Origin of the sequence: Methylobacterium oxalidis, assembly GCF_007992195.1 — a bacterium.
GTDB lineage: Bacteria > Pseudomonadota > Alphaproteobacteria > Rhizobiales > Beijerinckiaceae > Methylobacterium > Methylobacterium oxalidis.
Genome location: NZ_BJZU01000153.1, coordinates 1 through 15,959, shown reverse-complemented (window position 1 = coordinate 15,959; position 15,959 = coordinate 1). Strand labels below are relative to the sequence as shown.

The 15,959-nt window shown below is 62.2% G+C and carries 14 protein-coding genes and 7 pseudogenes; 13 read left to right on the top strand and 8 right to left on the bottom strand.

Annotation, left to right across the window (positions count from 1 at the left end):
• The 3 genes and pseudogenes from MOX02_RS31605 to MOX02_RS26945 all read left to right on the top strand — a co-directional run.
• A pseudogene (locus MOX02_RS31605) lies at window positions 1–285 on the top strand (ion transporter); the annotation flags it as partial.
• A gap of 74 nt (window positions 286–359) precedes the next feature.
• A complete protein-coding gene (locus MOX02_RS26950; protein ID WP_147028886.1) occupies window positions 360–1,238 on the top strand; it encodes an alpha/beta fold hydrolase in 879 nt (292 codons plus the stop codon).
• A gap of 304 nt (window positions 1,239–1,542) precedes the next feature.
• Entirely contained in the window at window positions 1,543–2,058 is a 516-nt protein-coding gene (locus MOX02_RS26945) for a DUF2165 family protein (protein ID WP_147028885.1), read from the top strand.
• A gap of 31 nt (window positions 2,059–2,089) precedes the next feature.
• On the opposite strand, the gene MOX02_RS26940 is transcribed toward MOX02_RS26945, so the two are convergent.
• From MOX02_RS26940 to MOX02_RS32470, 4 genes and pseudogenes are all read right to left on the bottom strand, one after another.
• Entirely contained in the window at window positions 2,090–3,706 is a 1,617-nt protein-coding gene (locus MOX02_RS26940; protein WP_147028884.1) for an adenylate/guanylate cyclase domain-containing protein, read from the bottom strand.
• A 181-nt stretch (window positions 3,707–3,887) separates the two neighbouring features.
• Window positions 3,888–4,049, bottom strand: a pseudogene (locus MOX02_RS26935) (integrase core domain-containing protein); the annotation flags it as partial.
• 21 nt (window positions 4,050–4,070) lie between these two features.
• Window positions 4,071–4,199, bottom strand: a pseudogene (locus tag MOX02_RS31905) (IS3 family transposase); the annotation flags it as partial.
• A gap of 167 nt (window positions 4,200–4,366) precedes the next feature.
• Window positions 4,367–4,696 carry a DUF2934 domain-containing protein gene (locus tag MOX02_RS32470; RefSeq protein ID WP_280525361.1) on the bottom strand — a complete coding sequence of 110 codons (330 nt, stop codon included), beginning with the start codon at window positions 4,694–4,696 and terminating at the stop codon, window positions 4,367–4,369.
• 843 nt (window positions 4,697–5,539) lie between these two features.
• Between MOX02_RS32470 and MOX02_RS26925 the strand changes: the two are divergent.
• The 3 genes and pseudogenes from MOX02_RS26925 to MOX02_RS26915 form a co-directional block, all read left to right on the top strand.
• Window positions 5,540–5,726 (top strand): annotated as a pseudogene (locus MOX02_RS26925) (integrase core domain-containing protein); the annotation flags it as partial.
• Window positions 5,727–6,337: 611 nt separating this feature from the next.
• The gene (locus tag MOX02_RS32760; protein ID WP_280525360.1) at window positions 6,338–6,466 is read left to right on the top strand and encodes a hypothetical protein; all 129 of its coding nucleotides are present in this window, start codon (window positions 6,338–6,340) and stop codon (window positions 6,464–6,466) included.
• A 161-nt stretch (window positions 6,467–6,627) separates the two neighbouring features.
• Entirely contained in the window at window positions 6,628–6,843 is a 216-nt protein-coding gene (locus MOX02_RS26915; RefSeq protein ID WP_147028881.1) for a hypothetical protein, read from the top strand.
• A 421-nt stretch (window positions 6,844–7,264) separates the two neighbouring features.
• Here the strand turns inward: MOX02_RS26915 and MOX02_RS26910 are convergent, their stop codons facing one another.
• Window positions 7,265–7,621 (bottom strand): hypothetical protein, encoded by a 357-nt coding sequence (locus MOX02_RS26910; protein ID WP_147028880.1) that lies wholly within the window; start codon window positions 7,619–7,621, stop codon window positions 7,265–7,267.
• A gap of 393 nt (window positions 7,622–8,014) precedes the next feature.
• Between MOX02_RS26910 and MOX02_RS26905 the strand changes: the two are divergent.
• From MOX02_RS26905 to MOX02_RS26890, 4 genes and pseudogenes are all read left to right on the top strand, one after another.
• Window positions 8,015–8,203: pseudogene (locus tag MOX02_RS26905) on the top strand (integrase core domain-containing protein); the annotation flags it as partial.
• A gap of 248 nt (window positions 8,204–8,451) precedes the next feature.
• Window positions 8,452–8,670: pseudogene (locus tag MOX02_RS26900) on the top strand (aldehyde dehydrogenase family protein); the annotation flags it as partial.
• A 266-nt stretch (window positions 8,671–8,936) separates the two neighbouring features.
• Entirely contained in the window at window positions 8,937–9,866 is a 930-nt protein-coding gene (locus tag MOX02_RS26895) for a histone deacetylase family protein (protein WP_147028879.1), read from the top strand.
• Between the two features lie 255 nt (window positions 9,867–10,121).
• Window positions 10,122–10,412 carry a hypothetical protein gene (locus MOX02_RS26890; protein ID WP_147028878.1) on the top strand — a complete coding sequence of 97 codons (291 nt, stop codon included), beginning with the start codon at window positions 10,122–10,124 and terminating at the stop codon, window positions 10,410–10,412.
• 72 nt (window positions 10,413–10,484) lie between these two features.
• Here MOX02_RS26890 and MOX02_RS26885 read toward each other — a convergent pair whose 3' ends face one another.
• Window positions 10,485–10,754, bottom strand: coding sequence for a hypothetical protein (locus MOX02_RS26885; protein WP_147028877.1), 270 nt, complete (start codon window positions 10,752–10,754; stop codon window positions 10,485–10,487).
• Between the two features lie 104 nt (window positions 10,755–10,858).
• Complete coding sequence (locus MOX02_RS26880; RefSeq protein WP_147028876.1) at window positions 10,859–11,215, bottom strand: phasin; 357 nt, start codon at window positions 11,213–11,215, stop codon at window positions 10,859–10,861.
• Between the two features lie 182 nt (window positions 11,216–11,397).
• On the opposite strand from MOX02_RS26880, the gene MOX02_RS26875 reads away from it, so the two are divergent.
• The 3 genes from MOX02_RS26875 (at window position 11,398) to MOX02_RS26865 (ending at window position 15,099) form a co-directional block, all read left to right on the top strand.
• Window positions 11,398–11,850 (top strand): hypothetical protein, encoded by a 453-nt coding sequence (locus tag MOX02_RS26875; RefSeq protein ID WP_147028875.1) that lies wholly within the window; start codon window positions 11,398–11,400, stop codon window positions 11,848–11,850.
• A gap of 761 nt (window positions 11,851–12,611) precedes the next feature.
• Complete coding sequence (locus MOX02_RS26870; protein WP_147028874.1) at window positions 12,612–14,426, top strand: DUF294 nucleotidyltransferase-like domain-containing protein; 1,815 nt, start codon at window positions 12,612–12,614, stop codon at window positions 14,424–14,426.
• 1 nt (window position 14,427) lies between these two features.
• Window positions 14,428–15,099: a 3'-5' exonuclease gene (locus MOX02_RS26865; RefSeq protein WP_147028873.1), complete on the top strand. Its 672-nt coding sequence runs from the start codon at window positions 14,428–14,430 to the stop codon at window positions 15,097–15,099.
• Window positions 15,100–15,360: 261 nt separating this feature from the next.
• Here the strand turns inward: MOX02_RS26865 and MOX02_RS26860 are convergent.
• A pseudogene (locus MOX02_RS26860) lies at window positions 15,361–15,940 on the bottom strand (adenylate kinase).
• Window positions 15,941–15,959: the final 19 nt, after the last annotated feature.

The following is a 15,959-nucleotide window of genomic DNA, read 5'->3' as shown; positions in this document are numbered from 1 at the left end:
CCTGCCCGCCATGAAGGGGTCGAGCGTGTGCTCAGCCGCAGCAGTGAGGGCGACGAGTGCCTCCGGTTCGAGGCCGCGGTCGACGGGCTGACGTGGTCGAGCGTGGTCAGGGCGGTGCTCGAGGCGAACGACGGCACGCCGGTCGGCTATGCGGATGTGGAGGGCCAGATCCACAGCAACCCGCCGCCGCAGGCGCCGATCGCCGCGACCGCGCTGTTCATCCTCGTCGACGAGACGCAGAAGCCGACGAACAGCACTCTTCAGAAGCTTCTCAACCGAGGATAACCTACTGGACTGCAAGTTTGCCTGAGCCGTCACGGCATCCACGCAGCCCCGAACGCGAAAGCCGGGAAGGCAGCATGTCTCAGTCTGCTTCGGTCCTGAGAGGCGCGATCCTCGGCATAGCCCTCATCATCGCCGGGCCCGTGTCGTCGGCCGAGCAGCCTTGGACCGTCTTGCCGCCGACCCCCGAACTGCCGCCCGCGACCGTGTCAGGTCGGTTGCCCGTCAACGACATCGAGATGTGGCGGGCCGAATTCGGCTCTCCTGATGGTAAACCCATCCTCTTGGTCCATGGCGGCCTGGCAAACGCCAACTACTTCGGCGCGGTCATTCCCCTGCTCGTCGAGGAGGGCTTCCGCGTCATCGCGGTGGACAGCCGCGGCCACGGTCGCAGCACGCGATCGGCGCAACCCTTCAGCTACGGGCTGATGGCCGCCGACATCCTGGCGATGCTGAACGCTTTGCAGATCCCGAAAGCGGATCTGGTCGGATGGAGCGATGGCGGCATCATCGGCATCGTCATGGCGATCCATCATCCCGAACGCCTGAACCGCGTCTTCGCCTTTGGCGCCAACACGGTCCCAGACGGCGTGATCGCCGACTTCGACAAGGCAGGCGCGTTCGCGGAGTTCGAGAAGCGGGCCAGCGGTGAGTACAGGAAGCTCTCGCCGACGCCGGACGAGTACGACCGCTTCCTGAAGCAGATCCACGACATGTGGGCGACACAGCCGGACATCACCACCGAGCAGCTGAAGACAATCCGTACCCGGATTGTCATCGCGGACGGTCGCTATGACGAGGCGATCAAGCAGAGTCACGACCGCTACATGGCTAGCACGATCCCGGATGCCCGCCTCGTGATCCTGCCGGGCGTCTCTCACTTCGCGATGCTCCAGAACCCGCCTCTGTTTGCCAGGGCCGTGCTGGATGCGCTGACGGCCTCCTGGGACGATTAAGCAACCTGTCGCAGGATAAATTCGAAGACATTCACGCGGGCGGAAAGCGTGTGGCAATCTCGTCTCGCCGGTCCGGATTGGCCGCTGAGGAGCGTCCATGCAGCCATTGCTCGCCGTCCGAGGAGAGGTGACCGTCACCTGTACTTGACGCTCCGATACTTCAAGGACGGTGCGATATCAGATGCGACAGCAGCCGAGGCGACGGCTGGTTTCACGGGCCGCCATCCGGTCGATTCAAGGCCGTCTTCGACGCGTACGACCAGGTGGGTTGCAGGCCGATGCCGGAAAGAGCGGTCAAAGATCGATGCCGACGCCACCCGCACATCTACTCGCGATCCGTACCTCGAAGGGCGTTCTCGTGCTCTTGGCTGCCCTCTTCTGCCTGCTCGTGGGCTACAACAACATCGTCGATTACGGCTCGAACTACACCTTCGTCCAGCACGTGATGTCGATGGACACGACTTTCCCGGAAAATCACCTCAAGGACAGGGCGGTCGCCTCGCCTCTCCTGCACCAGATCGCCTATGGGCTCATCATCTCCGGCGAGTTGGCGGCGGGCCTCCTCTGCCTCGTCGGAGCCTTCACCCTGCTCCGTCACGTCCGGTCGGAGCAGCACATCTTCGCCGCCGCCAAGGCGCTGCCCATCGTCGGCCTGACGATCGGGATCTCGATCTGGTTCTTCGGCTTCATGACGGTGGCGGCCGAGTGGTTCCTGATGTGGCAATCTCAGCAGTGGAACGCTGTCCAGCCCGCTTTTCGCTTCGTCATGTGCCTCGCCGTGGTTCTGATCTACCTGGTGCAGCCTGAGCCCGATGGCTGAGTTGAAGCTGCCTGGCGTGCAGCACCCGATCTCAAGCCTGCAAGAGACCTTTCTCGGATGCGGGCTTGGCTTGTTCGGCTCGCTTCTCGAGCGCCGCAAGCGCTTCGGTGAGGCGACGTTTAAGGTGGGCGGCGCTCTCCACCTCCAGAGCATTGACGTCAATGAAGACGTCGATGCCGCGGCCATGTTCGCTGAAGACCGTCTCCTCACCCGATGGGGCAGCGAGATCGCCCTCCACGGCGTACGGCACCACCTCGCGGCTGATGCCCTTCATGCGGATCGCCTCCTGCGGCCGCGCTCGCACGATATCGTTGACCAGAGCATAGGTCTCGTAGCTCATCATGATGCCGTTTGGCGCGGCGCTCGACTGCAAGCGGGCGGCGAGGTTCGCCTCGGCGCCGATGATGGTGTAGTCCATCCTCTCCTCTGAACCGAAGTTGCCGACGTTGCAGTAGCCGGTGTTGATGCCCATTCGCGCCTGGAACGGGCACTCGATCCCGCCGCGGCGCCAGCGGGCATTGAGTTCGCCGAGACGGCGCTGCATGGCGATGGCCATGCAGACGCAGGCGCGGGCATCCTCACGCACGCCCTTGGTTTCGGGGTCGCCGAAGAACACGAGGATCGCGTCGCCGATGTATTTGTCGACTGTGCCGCCGTACTGAAGGGCGATCGCGGTCATCTCGGTGAGGTACTCGTTGAGGAGTGCCGTCAGTTCCTCGGGCTGCAGCCGCTCCGTGGCGGCGGTGAAGTCCTTGATGTCGGAAAAGAAGATCGTCAGCTTCTTGCGCTCGGTGGCGACCGACACGTTACGCTCGCCGCTGAATATACTCTTGTACACCTGAGGAGAGATGTACTTCGCGATTTGGACTGAGATCGATGCCAGGAAGCTGTTGGACTCAACCAGCTCCCGGTTCATCCGGTCGATCAGCCGTCTCTGGCGACTCTGCAGCACCAGGAAGGTGGTACCGGCAAGCGCCGCGAAGACGAAGTAGCCGAGCAGGTATTTGAACGATAGCACGTTGGCGGCGATCGGCTGGCGCAGGACGATCTCCTGAATGCCGCGGACGTCGCCAACCTTCCAGTCCGTCTTCGGACTCAACGGGTGGGTGTTGTGACAGCGGACGCAGGCCACCTCCATGTGGATCGGTGCGGCGATGCGAACCTGCCGATCGAAGATGGAGCCGGATACCTCGACGTCTGACGCGGCCTGTGGATTTGCCCGAAGATGGGCGAGAGCCGCCTGCTCGAAGGCATCGAGCTCGTGGGGCTTGCGGTCCTTGAACGGTAGGTCCGAGATGAAGCGGTATTTGACCGAGCCATTCTCGCCGCTGATCCGGGCGCCGAGCTCCAGGGAGAGCGTCGCCGGGATCGGAATGGCGTTCTGGATCCCCTTGTAGTCGTGCCGCGTCTCGATCTTGCCGGTGGCGGTGTTGATCGCCTGCACGACGTCGCTGGCGTAGAAGCTGCGCATCGCGTCGATGATGCGGCCCGTCTCCCGTGCCTGCGACTCTAGTGTGCGCTCGGAGAGGTCCCGCAGATCGAGCCAGACGGCGACCGGCAGGCCGGAGAGCCCCAAGAGTATGGCGCAGACGAGGAGCGGCCCCATGATCCGCTGGTGACTTGCGGTCCGTTCGCTGAGGTTCGACATCCCGCATTCCCGCGACGTGGGCCCAGCCCCTGGCGGGCGATCCTATACCGGATCGAAGCAGTTGCGCGCACCGGCTACGCTAGCGTCAAGACAGGGGCACACGAGCCGGCGGACCGTTGCGAACAAAACGCGAAACGTGGCAGTGACCTGACCGGCATTTTGGACCGAGTCGATTGGGAGGCTACTGCATGGTGGCGGCCATGGGTAGCCGGAAGGCCAGATCCGGGAAGGTGACGGGCGCAGGTGGCCGGTCGCCCAGTAACGAGTGCGGCCGGATGCGGTTGTAGGTGTTTTCCCATAGACTGATCACAATCTGCGCCTCCCTCAATGAGTAGAAGATCTCTTAACGTAGGCACTCGTCACGATAGCTCTGCTCGGAGATCTCCGCCTCCTTGCACGCCAGCGCCAAGCTCTTGCCCTGCGCCGTCTGCACCTCAATCTGCCGCAGCTTCAGGATAACCTGTTCCGCGCTCGTCTTCTGACCTCGCCGCATGCCCGACTCCTCTGGTCCTTGCTGATCCTCTCAATCCGCCCGGTCCAAAGCCAGCCGGTCAGGTCAGGCACCCGTGAAGGGCGAGGTGTTGTGACTGATGCTGCCGCACACAGCTGAGGAGTGGATGGGGGCGTCCCTCTCAGCGGCCGGCGGCGCGTTGCGGCCAGCTACTTCGTGATCCGCTTCGGAGAGATTGGGTCACTGCCGGGAAAGGTCTCTTCGACAGCTTGATCCAAGAGCTTGTCTTGGCGTTTGGCTAGGTCTTCACCAGGAGTGCTCTGGTCAGGTGCGGCACCAGCGGCCTGATCCGCCTTCGTCTCCGGTATGCCGCGCTTATCCTCATCATGGCTAAGCGCCGAGCCCGCACCGGTATTCTGCGCGTCCAACTCCTGTTCAGCCTCCACCCAGTGATCCATCTCGTGCCCTGCGGGGGATCCTTCCCGCTCCCAAATCTCGTACGCGCGGGCCCTGATCCTCTCTTCTCGGTCATCACCCATCATGATGCTCCCGAAGTTATTGTGGCCTAGACGCCTGCTCGAACGAAACGGGCCGCGAAGTCGCTGGGATCGTATGCGCGTCCCGTGATGTCTGAGATGACGACCTGCGCTAGACCTTCCTTCTGCAGCTGGTGAGCCTTCTCCAGCGCCCCGCTCGGCGAGCGTTGCTGGAAGGAGATGACCCGTCCTTGATGCTGAGCCGTTACGATGAGTTGCACGTCGCGCTCCTAGAGTGATCCGCTTCAACATCAATGGAGCCGAGGGCGCTCCTGACGCGCTGCCAAGCAGGCGATCTGATCCCAATCGACACGAAGGACGAGATCGCGCAGCCGTCGAATCTGCTCCCTGCTCGGCGCCTGCGCCTGTGTTTTCAAGCGCGCGACAAAGGCAGCATCTGTCTCCATCATGGCAGCACCGTTCACCTGATTGGCAGCCCCTGCGCCGTTCAACGAGGATGAAGATGCTCGGTTGCAGCTTGGCATTTGCGATTGTTTTACGCTGCCTTCTACAGTGTATCTGAACGTACTATTGCCGAGCGAATGGTCACGCATTGGCTGAGGCCGCACAACGTTCGCCGTGGATGCTGGCTGGTGTTGTTAGAGGCTGTTACGGACCTGTGGCCCGCTAAATCATTGATTTTGCTTACCCGGACTGCGGGCACATTTCAGCAACTCAGCAGATGGCGCCGTTCTCGAAGCTTTCGCCGGGCAGCGCCTCCTGGTTGAGCACGCATTCGGAAATATCAGAGTGCGATGTGCGTCTGCTCGGCCAACAGTTGTTTGCCGGAGGTCCGTAACAGCCTCTAGTTTAGCGCCGCTCCAAGGAAGCGGAGATCTCCGAGCAGAGCTGCGCGACGATTGCCTACGCCAAGAGATCGTCTCCTCGCTGAAGGAGGCACAGGCTGTGGCCGCTAACTGGCAGACCACCTGCAACCGCGTGCGGCCGCACGCGTCCTCGGGCTACCGGCCGCCCGCGCCCGTCAGCTTCCCGGATCGCGCCATCCGCCTTACCCATGGCCACTACCATGCAGGAGCCCCGCAAATGGCACGGTCCAAAGTACTATTGGCTCACCGGCGTTCTGCAGCAGCCAAATTCAACGATCCACTCTCGGCATCGCGACGAGAAGTGCGCTCTTGCTGGGCACCCCTCCTCCGGCGCTTGCATTTGAGCGCTGGACGAAGTTTGCGTACCTGCTCGGTCTGTGCTGAGCGGGCCCGAACGAGCAAGGTCGGGAAGTTACCGAAGGATCTGTGGCCAACCTTGAGAGCGATCTGCGTCCAAATCAGTCTTTCCGTTAGATCCCCGTTCGCCCGGGCACGCCGGGCTTTCTCGCAAGCCTCGCCAAAGGCGGCGTCGCCGTAGGAGTCGATCAAGTTCGTTACATCCAACCTGATCGCCTCGCTCGCGAATTTTTTGCGCGTTACCGGCGACGTTTTCGAGACGAAGCATCAAACCCTCCCGATTGCGCTGCAGCCAGGAATCCGATGATGACGCGAGCTACGAAAGGAGGCATCCTGGATTGAAGGTCTGGTGAGGTACGCATCTCGCCGCCAAGAGGGCTTTCACATGTCGGGCCACTCGGTTCACGTCAAGCTAGAAGGCCGAACCTATTCTGGCACTTACAAGGTTGACCGAAACCTCATGACGGTCATCGCGCCCTACGGCAAGAAATCAGTTCAGGTTGACAAGGCACAACACGCCACGCTTGCACAGAGGCTTTTGCAAGAGCTTGTGCAACAGGAAAAGGCGCGCAAGGGATCGACACTCTAACGAACCTATCACGCTGGACGAGCCGTTTTGTAGGGCCCGCCCCTTGGGCCATTTCAATTTTGATTGAGTGTTGCGCTACGCTCCAGCACGCGTTGGACGGCTCGCAATTGTTCCTTCGAGCTGATCTTCTATAATGCCGCTCCCCGAGCCCAGAGGGCGCCATGATGTGGTCAGTCGCTGACGAGCTTGCCGTCACGAAGCGCCACCTCGCCGAGGAAGAAGCACGCTGGACCGTGCAGATCGCACGCGTCGCGGAGCAGATCGCGTGTGGCCAGAACCCCGCCGCGGCGAAGCAGGCACTGCGGGAAGCCGAAGCCGCCCTGGTGACGCTGCGGGCGCGGCGATCGTCGCTCGAAGCCATGCAGAAGCATCCGTGACAGAAGCAGCGGACCGGCTCGATAGTCGGTCGGAGGAGGACGCCGATTTCGGCGGAAGACCGCCAAGCTCACTTTGCTTGTCTCGCTCTCGACACCTACGCACGCGCGCAGGGTACCTGCAGCCAGTCCAAAAGGAGCTCGCGTGAGGGGGATGTGACCCGATCCGACATCGTCGATCTCATGACCGACTTGCTTCTATTGGCCCAGTTAAGCAGCTACGACCCAAAATCAGTGGTCAGCAGAGCTGAGCGGTACCCGTATGCTGAGACTGGGCATCAACACGGACCCTGAGCTGAGCTTTTGTCTGTGCATCATTGTGGGTGAGGGTGGGAACGGCAGACCGTGAGCCGCGGGCTGCGCTTATCCAGATCGAGAATTGATTGGAGGGCCAGGGCGCTCTTCTAAGCTGGAACGCGCGCCGTCAAGCCAGTCCGATGCGACGCGCGTTCTCGCTCGGCCGAGCGGCTTCCAGGCGAGCGGTGAAGCGCAGAACTGCTTCGGCCAGAAAGCGCCGCTGCCGTGCGTCGGCCCCACTCGTAACCCGGTTGGCATCAATGAAGGCACCCGCTGTCGTTAACAGGTCGGAAGCTGCGGCTTCGATCCCGGGATGTCGTTCGATCAGGATGCGGAGATCGTCCAGGTAGCTGCGCAGTGCGCCAAGCACGAGATCGATATCGTCACCGTTGAGGATCCGGGCCACAGCGTGCTCAATGGCCCGACCATGAGATTGCACTGCCTCTGCGAAGGCGGTCGATGGCTCGAGGGGCTTGTCGGGCATCGGTAATCTCTGGCCTGCCCTTGGCGGTCCGCCATCATCTCACGTCGGCGAAACCGGCGGAAGTGCGTGTTGATCCGTTCGATTTTCGTGCCGACTGGCATGTGCGGGCTGATCGGGGCCTCGGCGACATCGAGATGCTGCGAGCTCAGCTCCCTGGCGTTGAGCACGAACGTGACGGATGGCGCCGTGCGGCGGGCCGGCCTGTCGTGACCTGACCGGCTGGCTTTGGACCGGGGTGACTGAGAGGATCAGCCAGGACCGGAGGAGTTGGAAATGATGAGAGGACAGAGGCCGAGTGCCGAGCAGGTGGTACTGACGCTGCGCCAGATCGAGGTGCAGACAGCCCAGGGCAAGAGCATCGCGGTTGCCTGCAAAGAGGCGGGCATCTGCGAGCAGCTGCGCGACGAATGCCTGCGCCAGGAGATCTTCTACTCGCTGAATGAGGCACAGGCTGTGATCGGGCTTTGGCAAAACACCTACAATCGCGTGCGGCCGCACTCGTCCTTGGGGTATCGGCCACCCGCCCCTGTCAGCTTCCTGGATCTGGCCTTCCGCCTACCCATGGCCGCTACCATGCAGTAGCCTCGCAAGTGGCTCGGTCCAAAATGCCGGTCAGGTCAGTCAGCTCGAGGGCCAAGCCGCTTCGGACACGAAGTGCTGCGCCACCACACCGCCAGCCAGATTGCCGAGACTGCACCGACCGGATCGAACGGTCCCGGATCACTGTTGTCTTGACTAAACGCTGCCGGCGTCCCAGCTGCGATGGCAGACCACGAGCTTAGCCGAAGGCGTCATTTTGGCAGACAAAGACCTCGGAGGAACCTCATGGCTGGACCCGCGACGGGACCCGCGCCTACCGCTTCGGCCGGGCGATCCAGGCGGGCCGCGTCTGGACGAACTGCTACCACGCCTACCCGGCCCACGCGGCCTTCGGCGGCTACAAGCAGTCCGGTATCGGCCGCGAGACCCACAAGATGATGCTCGACCATTACCAGCAGACGAAGAACATGCTGGTGAGCTACTCCCCGAAGAAGCTCGGCTTCTTCTGAGAGCCTCGCCCCGCACGAGGAGCGCCCCGGCCGACAGGCCGGGGCGATCTTGCATTGAGCAAGGAAGAACGATCCCGGCGGTAAGAGCACCGCCAGGCTCGCCCGCGCGGGCTCCGCTGTCGAAAACAGCTGCGGTTATCGTCTCGCCCCCGAGCTGGCGTGGTAACCTGCAGCATGGGAAGGAAACCGTCGTTGCTTCGGGAAGCAGGTCTGAGTGTTCGTCGGTCCGTGAAAGCGAGCCGACCGATGCAGGGCAAGGCCCTATCATGACGACCTTGTACCTCCACCACGCCGCAGCTCTGAACCACCTGGCTGAGCCCGGTCATCCGGAGCGGGCGAACCGCATCCGGGTGATCGAGCGCAGCCTCGAGCAGGAACGCTTCACCGCGCTCGCCCGCGAGCAGGCGCCCTCAGCTCCTGTCGAGCCCATCCTCCAGGCCCATGACGAGCGCTATGTCCAGATGGTGATCGAGGATCTGCGCCGAGGCGGACCACTCCGTGCAGACGTCGACACGCCTCTGTCGACAGGCACCTTCGAGGCAGTGCTTCGCAGCATCGGAGGTGCCCTGCAGGCCGTAGACGAGGTCATGACGGGCCAGGTGCGGAACGCCTTCTCGGCCATGCGGCCGCCCGGCCATCATGCCGAGCGGGCCAGAGCCACCGGCTTCTGTTTCTTCAACACCGTCGCCATCGCAGCGCGCCACGCCCAGGCCGTTTACGGAGCCGAGCGGGTCGCGATCCTCGACTGGGATGCTCACCACGGCAACGGCACGCAGGACATCTTCTGGAACGACGCCAGCGTGCTCTACTGCTCCACCCACGAGATGCCGCTCTACCCCGGGACCGGAGCCGCAGGAGAGCAGGGTGAGCACGGCACGATCCTCAACGTGCCGCTCTCCGCCGGCGATGACGGGGCGGTGTTTCGCGAGGCGCTCAAGGCTGCCGTGCTGCCGCGGCTGGAGGCATTTCGGCCCGATCTCATCCTGATCTCGGCTGGCTTCGACGCGCACTGGCGTGATCCGCTGGCCAACCTTAACCTGACCGAACGGGATTTCGGCTGGGCGACGCGGCAGCTGATGGAGGTTGCGGCGCGGGTCTGCGGCGGACGCATCGTGTCTGTGCTTGAGGGCGGCTACGATCTGATCGGCTTGTCCACGTCCGTAGCGGCGCACGTCTCGGCGCTGATGGAAGCGTGAGAGCGGGTCCGTGGCGATAACGCTCCTCAGCGCGTTCGGCACAGAACCTTTCGTGGTGGAGGCGAGGGCTGTGCGCAGATCAAGGTCTCTCTGACGCGACATGCCCGCGTGCGCCCGAACACTCAGCTCGCGCCGAAGGCCGATTGTCGCGTCTCCCACGGACAGCCAAGACAAGCGAAATGGTGTGCAGCGCACCATATGATGGTAGCGCGGCGCCTATCTTCGTCGGCTGCCCGTCAGACACACGTGAGTGCAATGAGTTTCATGTTTTCACCGGCGCCGCGAGCTGAGGCCAGGCTGGCCAATCATCTTATCGAGCAGCGCGGCAGTCGGTTCTGCGTTGTGGCCGCTGCCACCGGGCAGGTGATCTACACACCGCCGGACTTCCTGAAGACCGCGATCACGAGCCACACTGACCTGCAGCTTCTGGCCCAGGCACTCGACCGCGGCGAGCGGTACATCGATGCCGTGACAGCTTTCGAGGCTGATCGCGCTGACGAGCTTCGCGCCCGTCACGCCATCTCAGCGGCGCTCAGGTCGCTTTGACCCGTTAGCTGAGCGGTCTGCGCCGAGTGCCAGCCGATGGGCCGAGGAAGCCGCACGACCGCAGTGCTTCGGCTAGGCTTCGGAGCCGCTATCGGTTGCAGCGGACAGACGCGTGGTGTTGGCCGCAATATGCTCGCGGTAGCGCGCGATCACGGCCTCGGGGGAGCCGCCGGTGAGCAGCGTGCCCGCCGCCTCGATTGCGGCACTGACCTTCTCGGCGATCATCAGCTGCGCCTCTGCTTGAGCCTCAAGGCCGCCCCAGGCCAATTTGACCAGCCGGAGCTCAACGACTCGCTGCGCTTCAAGGGCGAGCAGGGCGCTGCTGTAGCAGGGTCCGAACATAGATCTCTCTCCCGCCGAGCTGGCGGCTGCCTCACCCAGGAGGCCGCACGTCGTGAGGCAGCCGCGCACTGATCACCGGTGCGCAGCGCTCGCTGAAGATGGCGTCAGGCCTTGGCCGGACGGGCCAAGCTGGCAAGCTCCTTCGTCTGCGCCTGCAGCGCGGCCAGTTGGTTGCGGGCGAACTCGGCCTGGAGCGTGATGGCATCTTTGAGGCTGCGCGCCTGCACCAGCTTCTGAGCATGGTCGAACCCGGCTGTGATGTTCTGCTCGGTGAGTTCGAGCCCCCGGGCCAGCACGGCCTTGCCACTGCTGTGAGCCGTGTCAGCCGAGCTCTGCAGGGTATCCGAAGCCTTGCGGGCGTTCGCCACCAGAGCGCCGAAGGCGCCGCGTGCCTGCTCGACGCCCTTCTCGGCGAAAGCGCGCAGCTCTGACGCGGTCTGGTGAGGCTGACGGGTGCTCATGACGATCTCCTGTGACTGCGGAAAAGGGGACTCGGTTGCGCGTTGCGCCCGGTTATGTTGCACCGCACAATACGCGTCAAGGTGCGGTGCGCAACGGAACCGATGAGGCGAACGCCCAGTTTGTTGTGCATCGCACAAAGTTCGCAAGCCCGAGCCAATCGGGTTGGAAAGGGGCAGCTCACATGCGGAACCAGCACCCGCTGACACACCGGCCGGCAGCGCTGTGGAGGCCTCCTACCAAGGCTCTCTTCACTTCAACCGCGGGCTGGGCTGCGGCTGGCGGCTTCTGGGCCGAGTTGATCAAGGCTGCGGTGGCCACTTTTGATCCGAGCCGATGGGTTTGCGTCCGCTCTGTCAGTCCGAGCACGCCTCGCTTTGGCTTGAGGTGGCAGGGCGAGCGCTTCATCGTCGCGGACACGATCTCTGGAGCCGTGATCTACACGCCGCCTGACTTCATTCTGGCTAAGGACGAGGGAGAGTTCGCATCACTTCTCGCTATCCTCAACTCAGGCGGTGACCGCCTTGAGGCCGTCCTGGCTTACGAGGCAAATGCTGCTCGTTGTGAGGACAAGAGCCGCTATCTGCAGCGCTACGCCCCTTCGTGCTCGCTCAAGGCTGCAGCACAACGAGCGTGAGTTCGCCTGATCTCGGGCCACGGGCTCGTCGCAGTGACAGCTCTGTAGTTCATTTCAAGCTGGCATTCTGACCAGCCCCCAACCTCGCATCCGGCTTTCGAACCGGCTGCCCAATAGGCAGACGGCGCGACACCCGACCACTGCGTCGCGTTCTGCTCGTCGGGAACCGCGCCCCAAGCCTTACACGCTGCTGAACAGGGCACACCTGCGTGAGGTGCGCGTTTTCGGAAGTGGGCGCGCCCGAGACAACATCTGGCGCGCCGTCCTCCTGTATACTCTGGATCGTATGATGGCCATGCCACCCGTTCCTCCGATCCTTCAGGCTGCTGCCTTCACGCTCGGCTGCGTCCTCATTCATGCCTTCCGGCGGCATCCTGAATGGGTGACCAGTGTTCTGACGCCCATCGCGTTCGTGCTCCTCCTCACTGTCGCGGTCGCAGCGATCCCTGCTCATGATGTGGCTGCGGGGAGCGAGGCGCAGCAGGGGATCTCCCTCGGGTCAGCGATGCAGTAGCCAAGCGCAGCGTCAGTGAGGCGGAGTTCGACCACGCTGTGGCTTGCCCAATGCTGGCGTGAGCCGCTGTTCTAAGAACGAATCTACAGTCACGGCATTTTCTATTCGGGCACCACCGGACGCTTCCCTCGCTGTTCCAAGCTTTACGCATGTTACGAATGACCCGACGAGACCGAGAGGCAGATTATTGACTGGCGGCTCGTTGCCGATTCGATACCTTTTCTGGTCAGCGAGGAGCGGGTGAGACATGCAGAGCTTCGACACCTTGAGCCCGCCTTTTGACCGGCTGACCCACGATGAGGCTGAAGGGCTGAAGCGGTGCACTGATATTGGGTATTTCCGCCCTGGCCAGCCTATCGTCAGCCAGGGACAGTCATCCAAGTACCTACATGTCTTGATTAAGGGGGTTGTTGAAGTTCGGGAAGGTGCGTCGCTGCATGCGGTGCTCGGGCCGGGCGATACCTTCGATGCACGCGCCGTTGTCCACAACGAAGCGGGTGAGGACTTCGTCGCGGCTGAGGAAACGCTCTGCTTCCTGCTACCCCGAGACCACATCCTCAAATTGGTTCATCAAAATCAGGCATTCGCCGCCTTCTTCTACGCCGAGCTGTCGCAGAAGCTCGATGCCCTTGCAGCGCCGCTTGACACACGTGGCATGGACTCGGTGCTCAGCACTCGCATCCGCAACGTCCGCTACGGTGCGGCCGTGTTCGTGAATGGCGGCGATTCGCTCGAGCAAGCAGCCCACGCAATGCTCGATGCCGACATCGATGCCCTCTACGTAAACGATGACGACCGGGTCGGTGTGGTGACCGGGCTGAAGCTGACCAGAGCCAGCGTCATTCAGCGCCTGCCGCTTAATACTCCGGTACGTGAGATCGCGCAGTTCGAGGTCGTCTCGATCGATGCCGACGACCTCGTGGTCGACGCATTGCTGATCATGACACGATGCAACAAGCGGCGGATCGCCGTCAGAGCAGATGGCAGTTACATCGGAGTGCTGCGCGACCTCGACATCCTAGGTCTATTTGCCGGCAATTCGCAGCTCATTCCGGGGCGCATTGCGCGGGCAACCTCAATCGAAGACCTCTCTAAGGCGGCGCACGACATCCAGGAACAGGTGGAGGGGCTGCACCGTCAGGGCGTGCGGATCGATGTAATCGGAAGTATTACATCCGACTTGAACAACCGGCTCCATGCCAAGCTGTTCGAGATCGTAGCGCCGCCCTCTATTCGCGAGGCCGGTTGCCTGATGCTGATGGGATCGGAGGGGCGCGGCGAACAGACCGTGCGAACTGATCAGGACAACGGCCTCTTGTTGAGGCACGCAGTACCGCAAGCCGACCTGGAGGCGTTTCGCGCCGCCTTCTCGCGAGCTTTGGAGACGTTCGGCTTCCCACTCTGCCCTGGCAACATCATGGTGGGTAATCCTGTCTGGTCGCAGCCGCTCGACGGCTTCCTAGGGCAACTCCGTTCCTGGGTTCAGGCAGCCGACGGCGACGCGGCAATGAACCTGTCTATCTTCGCGGATGCTGTCGCTGTAGCCGGCGATGCCAATGTGCTCCGCCAGGCAAAGGACGCTCTGGTCGCGAGGCTTCAAGGCGAGACGCGGCTGCTGGCACAAGTCGCGAAGCTGATCGACCTCTTCCCGACGAGCGACGTTGGGGTTCTCGGCACCGTCTTCGCGACGATCGGCCTTCGGCAGAACCGCATTGACCTTAAGCGCGAGGGCACCTTCCCACTGATTCACGGTGTGCGGGTGCTGTCCCTTGAGCATGATACGCTCGCCGGATCGACAAGCCAGCGCGTTCAGGCGCTAGTCGCTCGGGGCGCCCTCGACGAGAATTTCGGCAAAGAGATCACGAGCGCCTTGCTGATCTTCATGAATCTGAGACTTGGCGCCCAGATTGAGGCGGGCCGACGCGGCGTCATCAATGCAGACGCGATCGTTGATGCTGCAGCAATGACAACGGTCGATCGCGACATGCTGCGCGATGCTCTTCGGATTGTCCGCCGATTTCGCGAATTGATCCGCCTGCGCTACAACCTCGGAAGTGTTTGACATGCTGCGCCGATTGCAGCGTCTGGTCGACCGGACGAGATTGGCCGATCCGCGTTATACCTTCCTGTTTGATCCAGAGCCACCCGACGAAGTGGTCGCCCTCGATTGTGAGACGACGGGCCTCAATCCTCGCCAAGACGAGATTATTACGATTGCGGCCATTCGGATCCAAGGAAAGCGAATTCTGACGAGCCAGCCCTTTGAGGCTGTCGCACAAACGAAGAGGAAGTCGCATCCCGAGGCCATCAAGGTCCACCGTCTTTTGGACGCGGACGTTCAGAACGGGCGGCCGATGCGTGAGATTCTGCCTGATCTTCTGCACTTCATCGGTAGTCGCCCTATTGTTGGGTACTACACAGATTTCGATGTCAGGATGATCGATCGCTATTTAGGAAATTTCTTGAAAATCCGCCTCCCGAATCGTCGAATTGATGTATCGTCATTGTACTATAAGTGTAAATATGGCGACGCGCCAGACCATGTCATGATTGACCTTAGCTTTGCAGCCATATTGCAGGATCTGAAGATTCCCCAGCTCGCTCAGCACGACGCCTTCAATGATGCCCTAATGACGGCCATGGCTTACGTACAGTTGCACGATATGCTAAGACGCGGTGTCCGCATCGCGCGCAACCGTGCCGGAGCCGTCAGCGATCTCGGGATCGGTGCCTAACCTTTGGGCAGTGGAAGGCGTGTCAGTGCAATCTCGCAGTTCTCCCAATCAACTTTGCAATTGAGGTCGCGGTCGTCTTTCACGTTTTCTCCGACCGGCCGCGGACGGCAGCGGCCGTTTCGATCGCTGTCGACGCACGTCGCCCAGCCTGCGCTGTCCTATCGTCTTGCCACGAACGGGGCACCGCAGCAGCGGCAGTCAAGTCTAGCAAGTTTTCTGAGCTCGCCCTATCCCTCAGGACCACCATGTAGGATTTTGCCCTCAAAGTTTTAGCGTCGACCAGATACTCCGCGCAACTTCGTCGACCTTGCGCATGCCGTCTACTGGCCGCACAAGCTCTCTTTCCGCATAGTACTTTGACAGGGGCGCGGTTTGCTTCCGATAGGTCTCAAGCGGTGCTCTGAACGCCTCCGGATTGTTATCGGCGCGGACCGGCTCGCCCCTTGCTCGTGTTTCGGCGACGCGATTGGCCATGCATTCGACCAAGGCGTTCAGGTCAACCTGCAACTCGAGGACAGCATCGAGGGCAAGGGCCCTCTCCTCCAACATGGCATCGAGAGCTTCAGCCTGGGCGACCGTGCGCGGAAAGCTGTCCAGGATATAGCCCCGTTCAGCATCAGGCTGCTGGATCTGACCAGCGACGTGGTTCAGCACGATCTCTTCGGAGACGAGCTCACCACATTCCATCATCGCTTTGGCTTGCAGTCCGATCGCGACGGGGCCGCAACCGCAGCCCGGAGCATGTCGCTGGTCGACAGCTGAGGAATGCTCAAACACCGATGAGGCACGCAGCTTGCGTACCCTTGCTGGCTCCAGGGGGACCAAGAAGGATCAAGCGCATAGATCGCTCATCGCTAGGG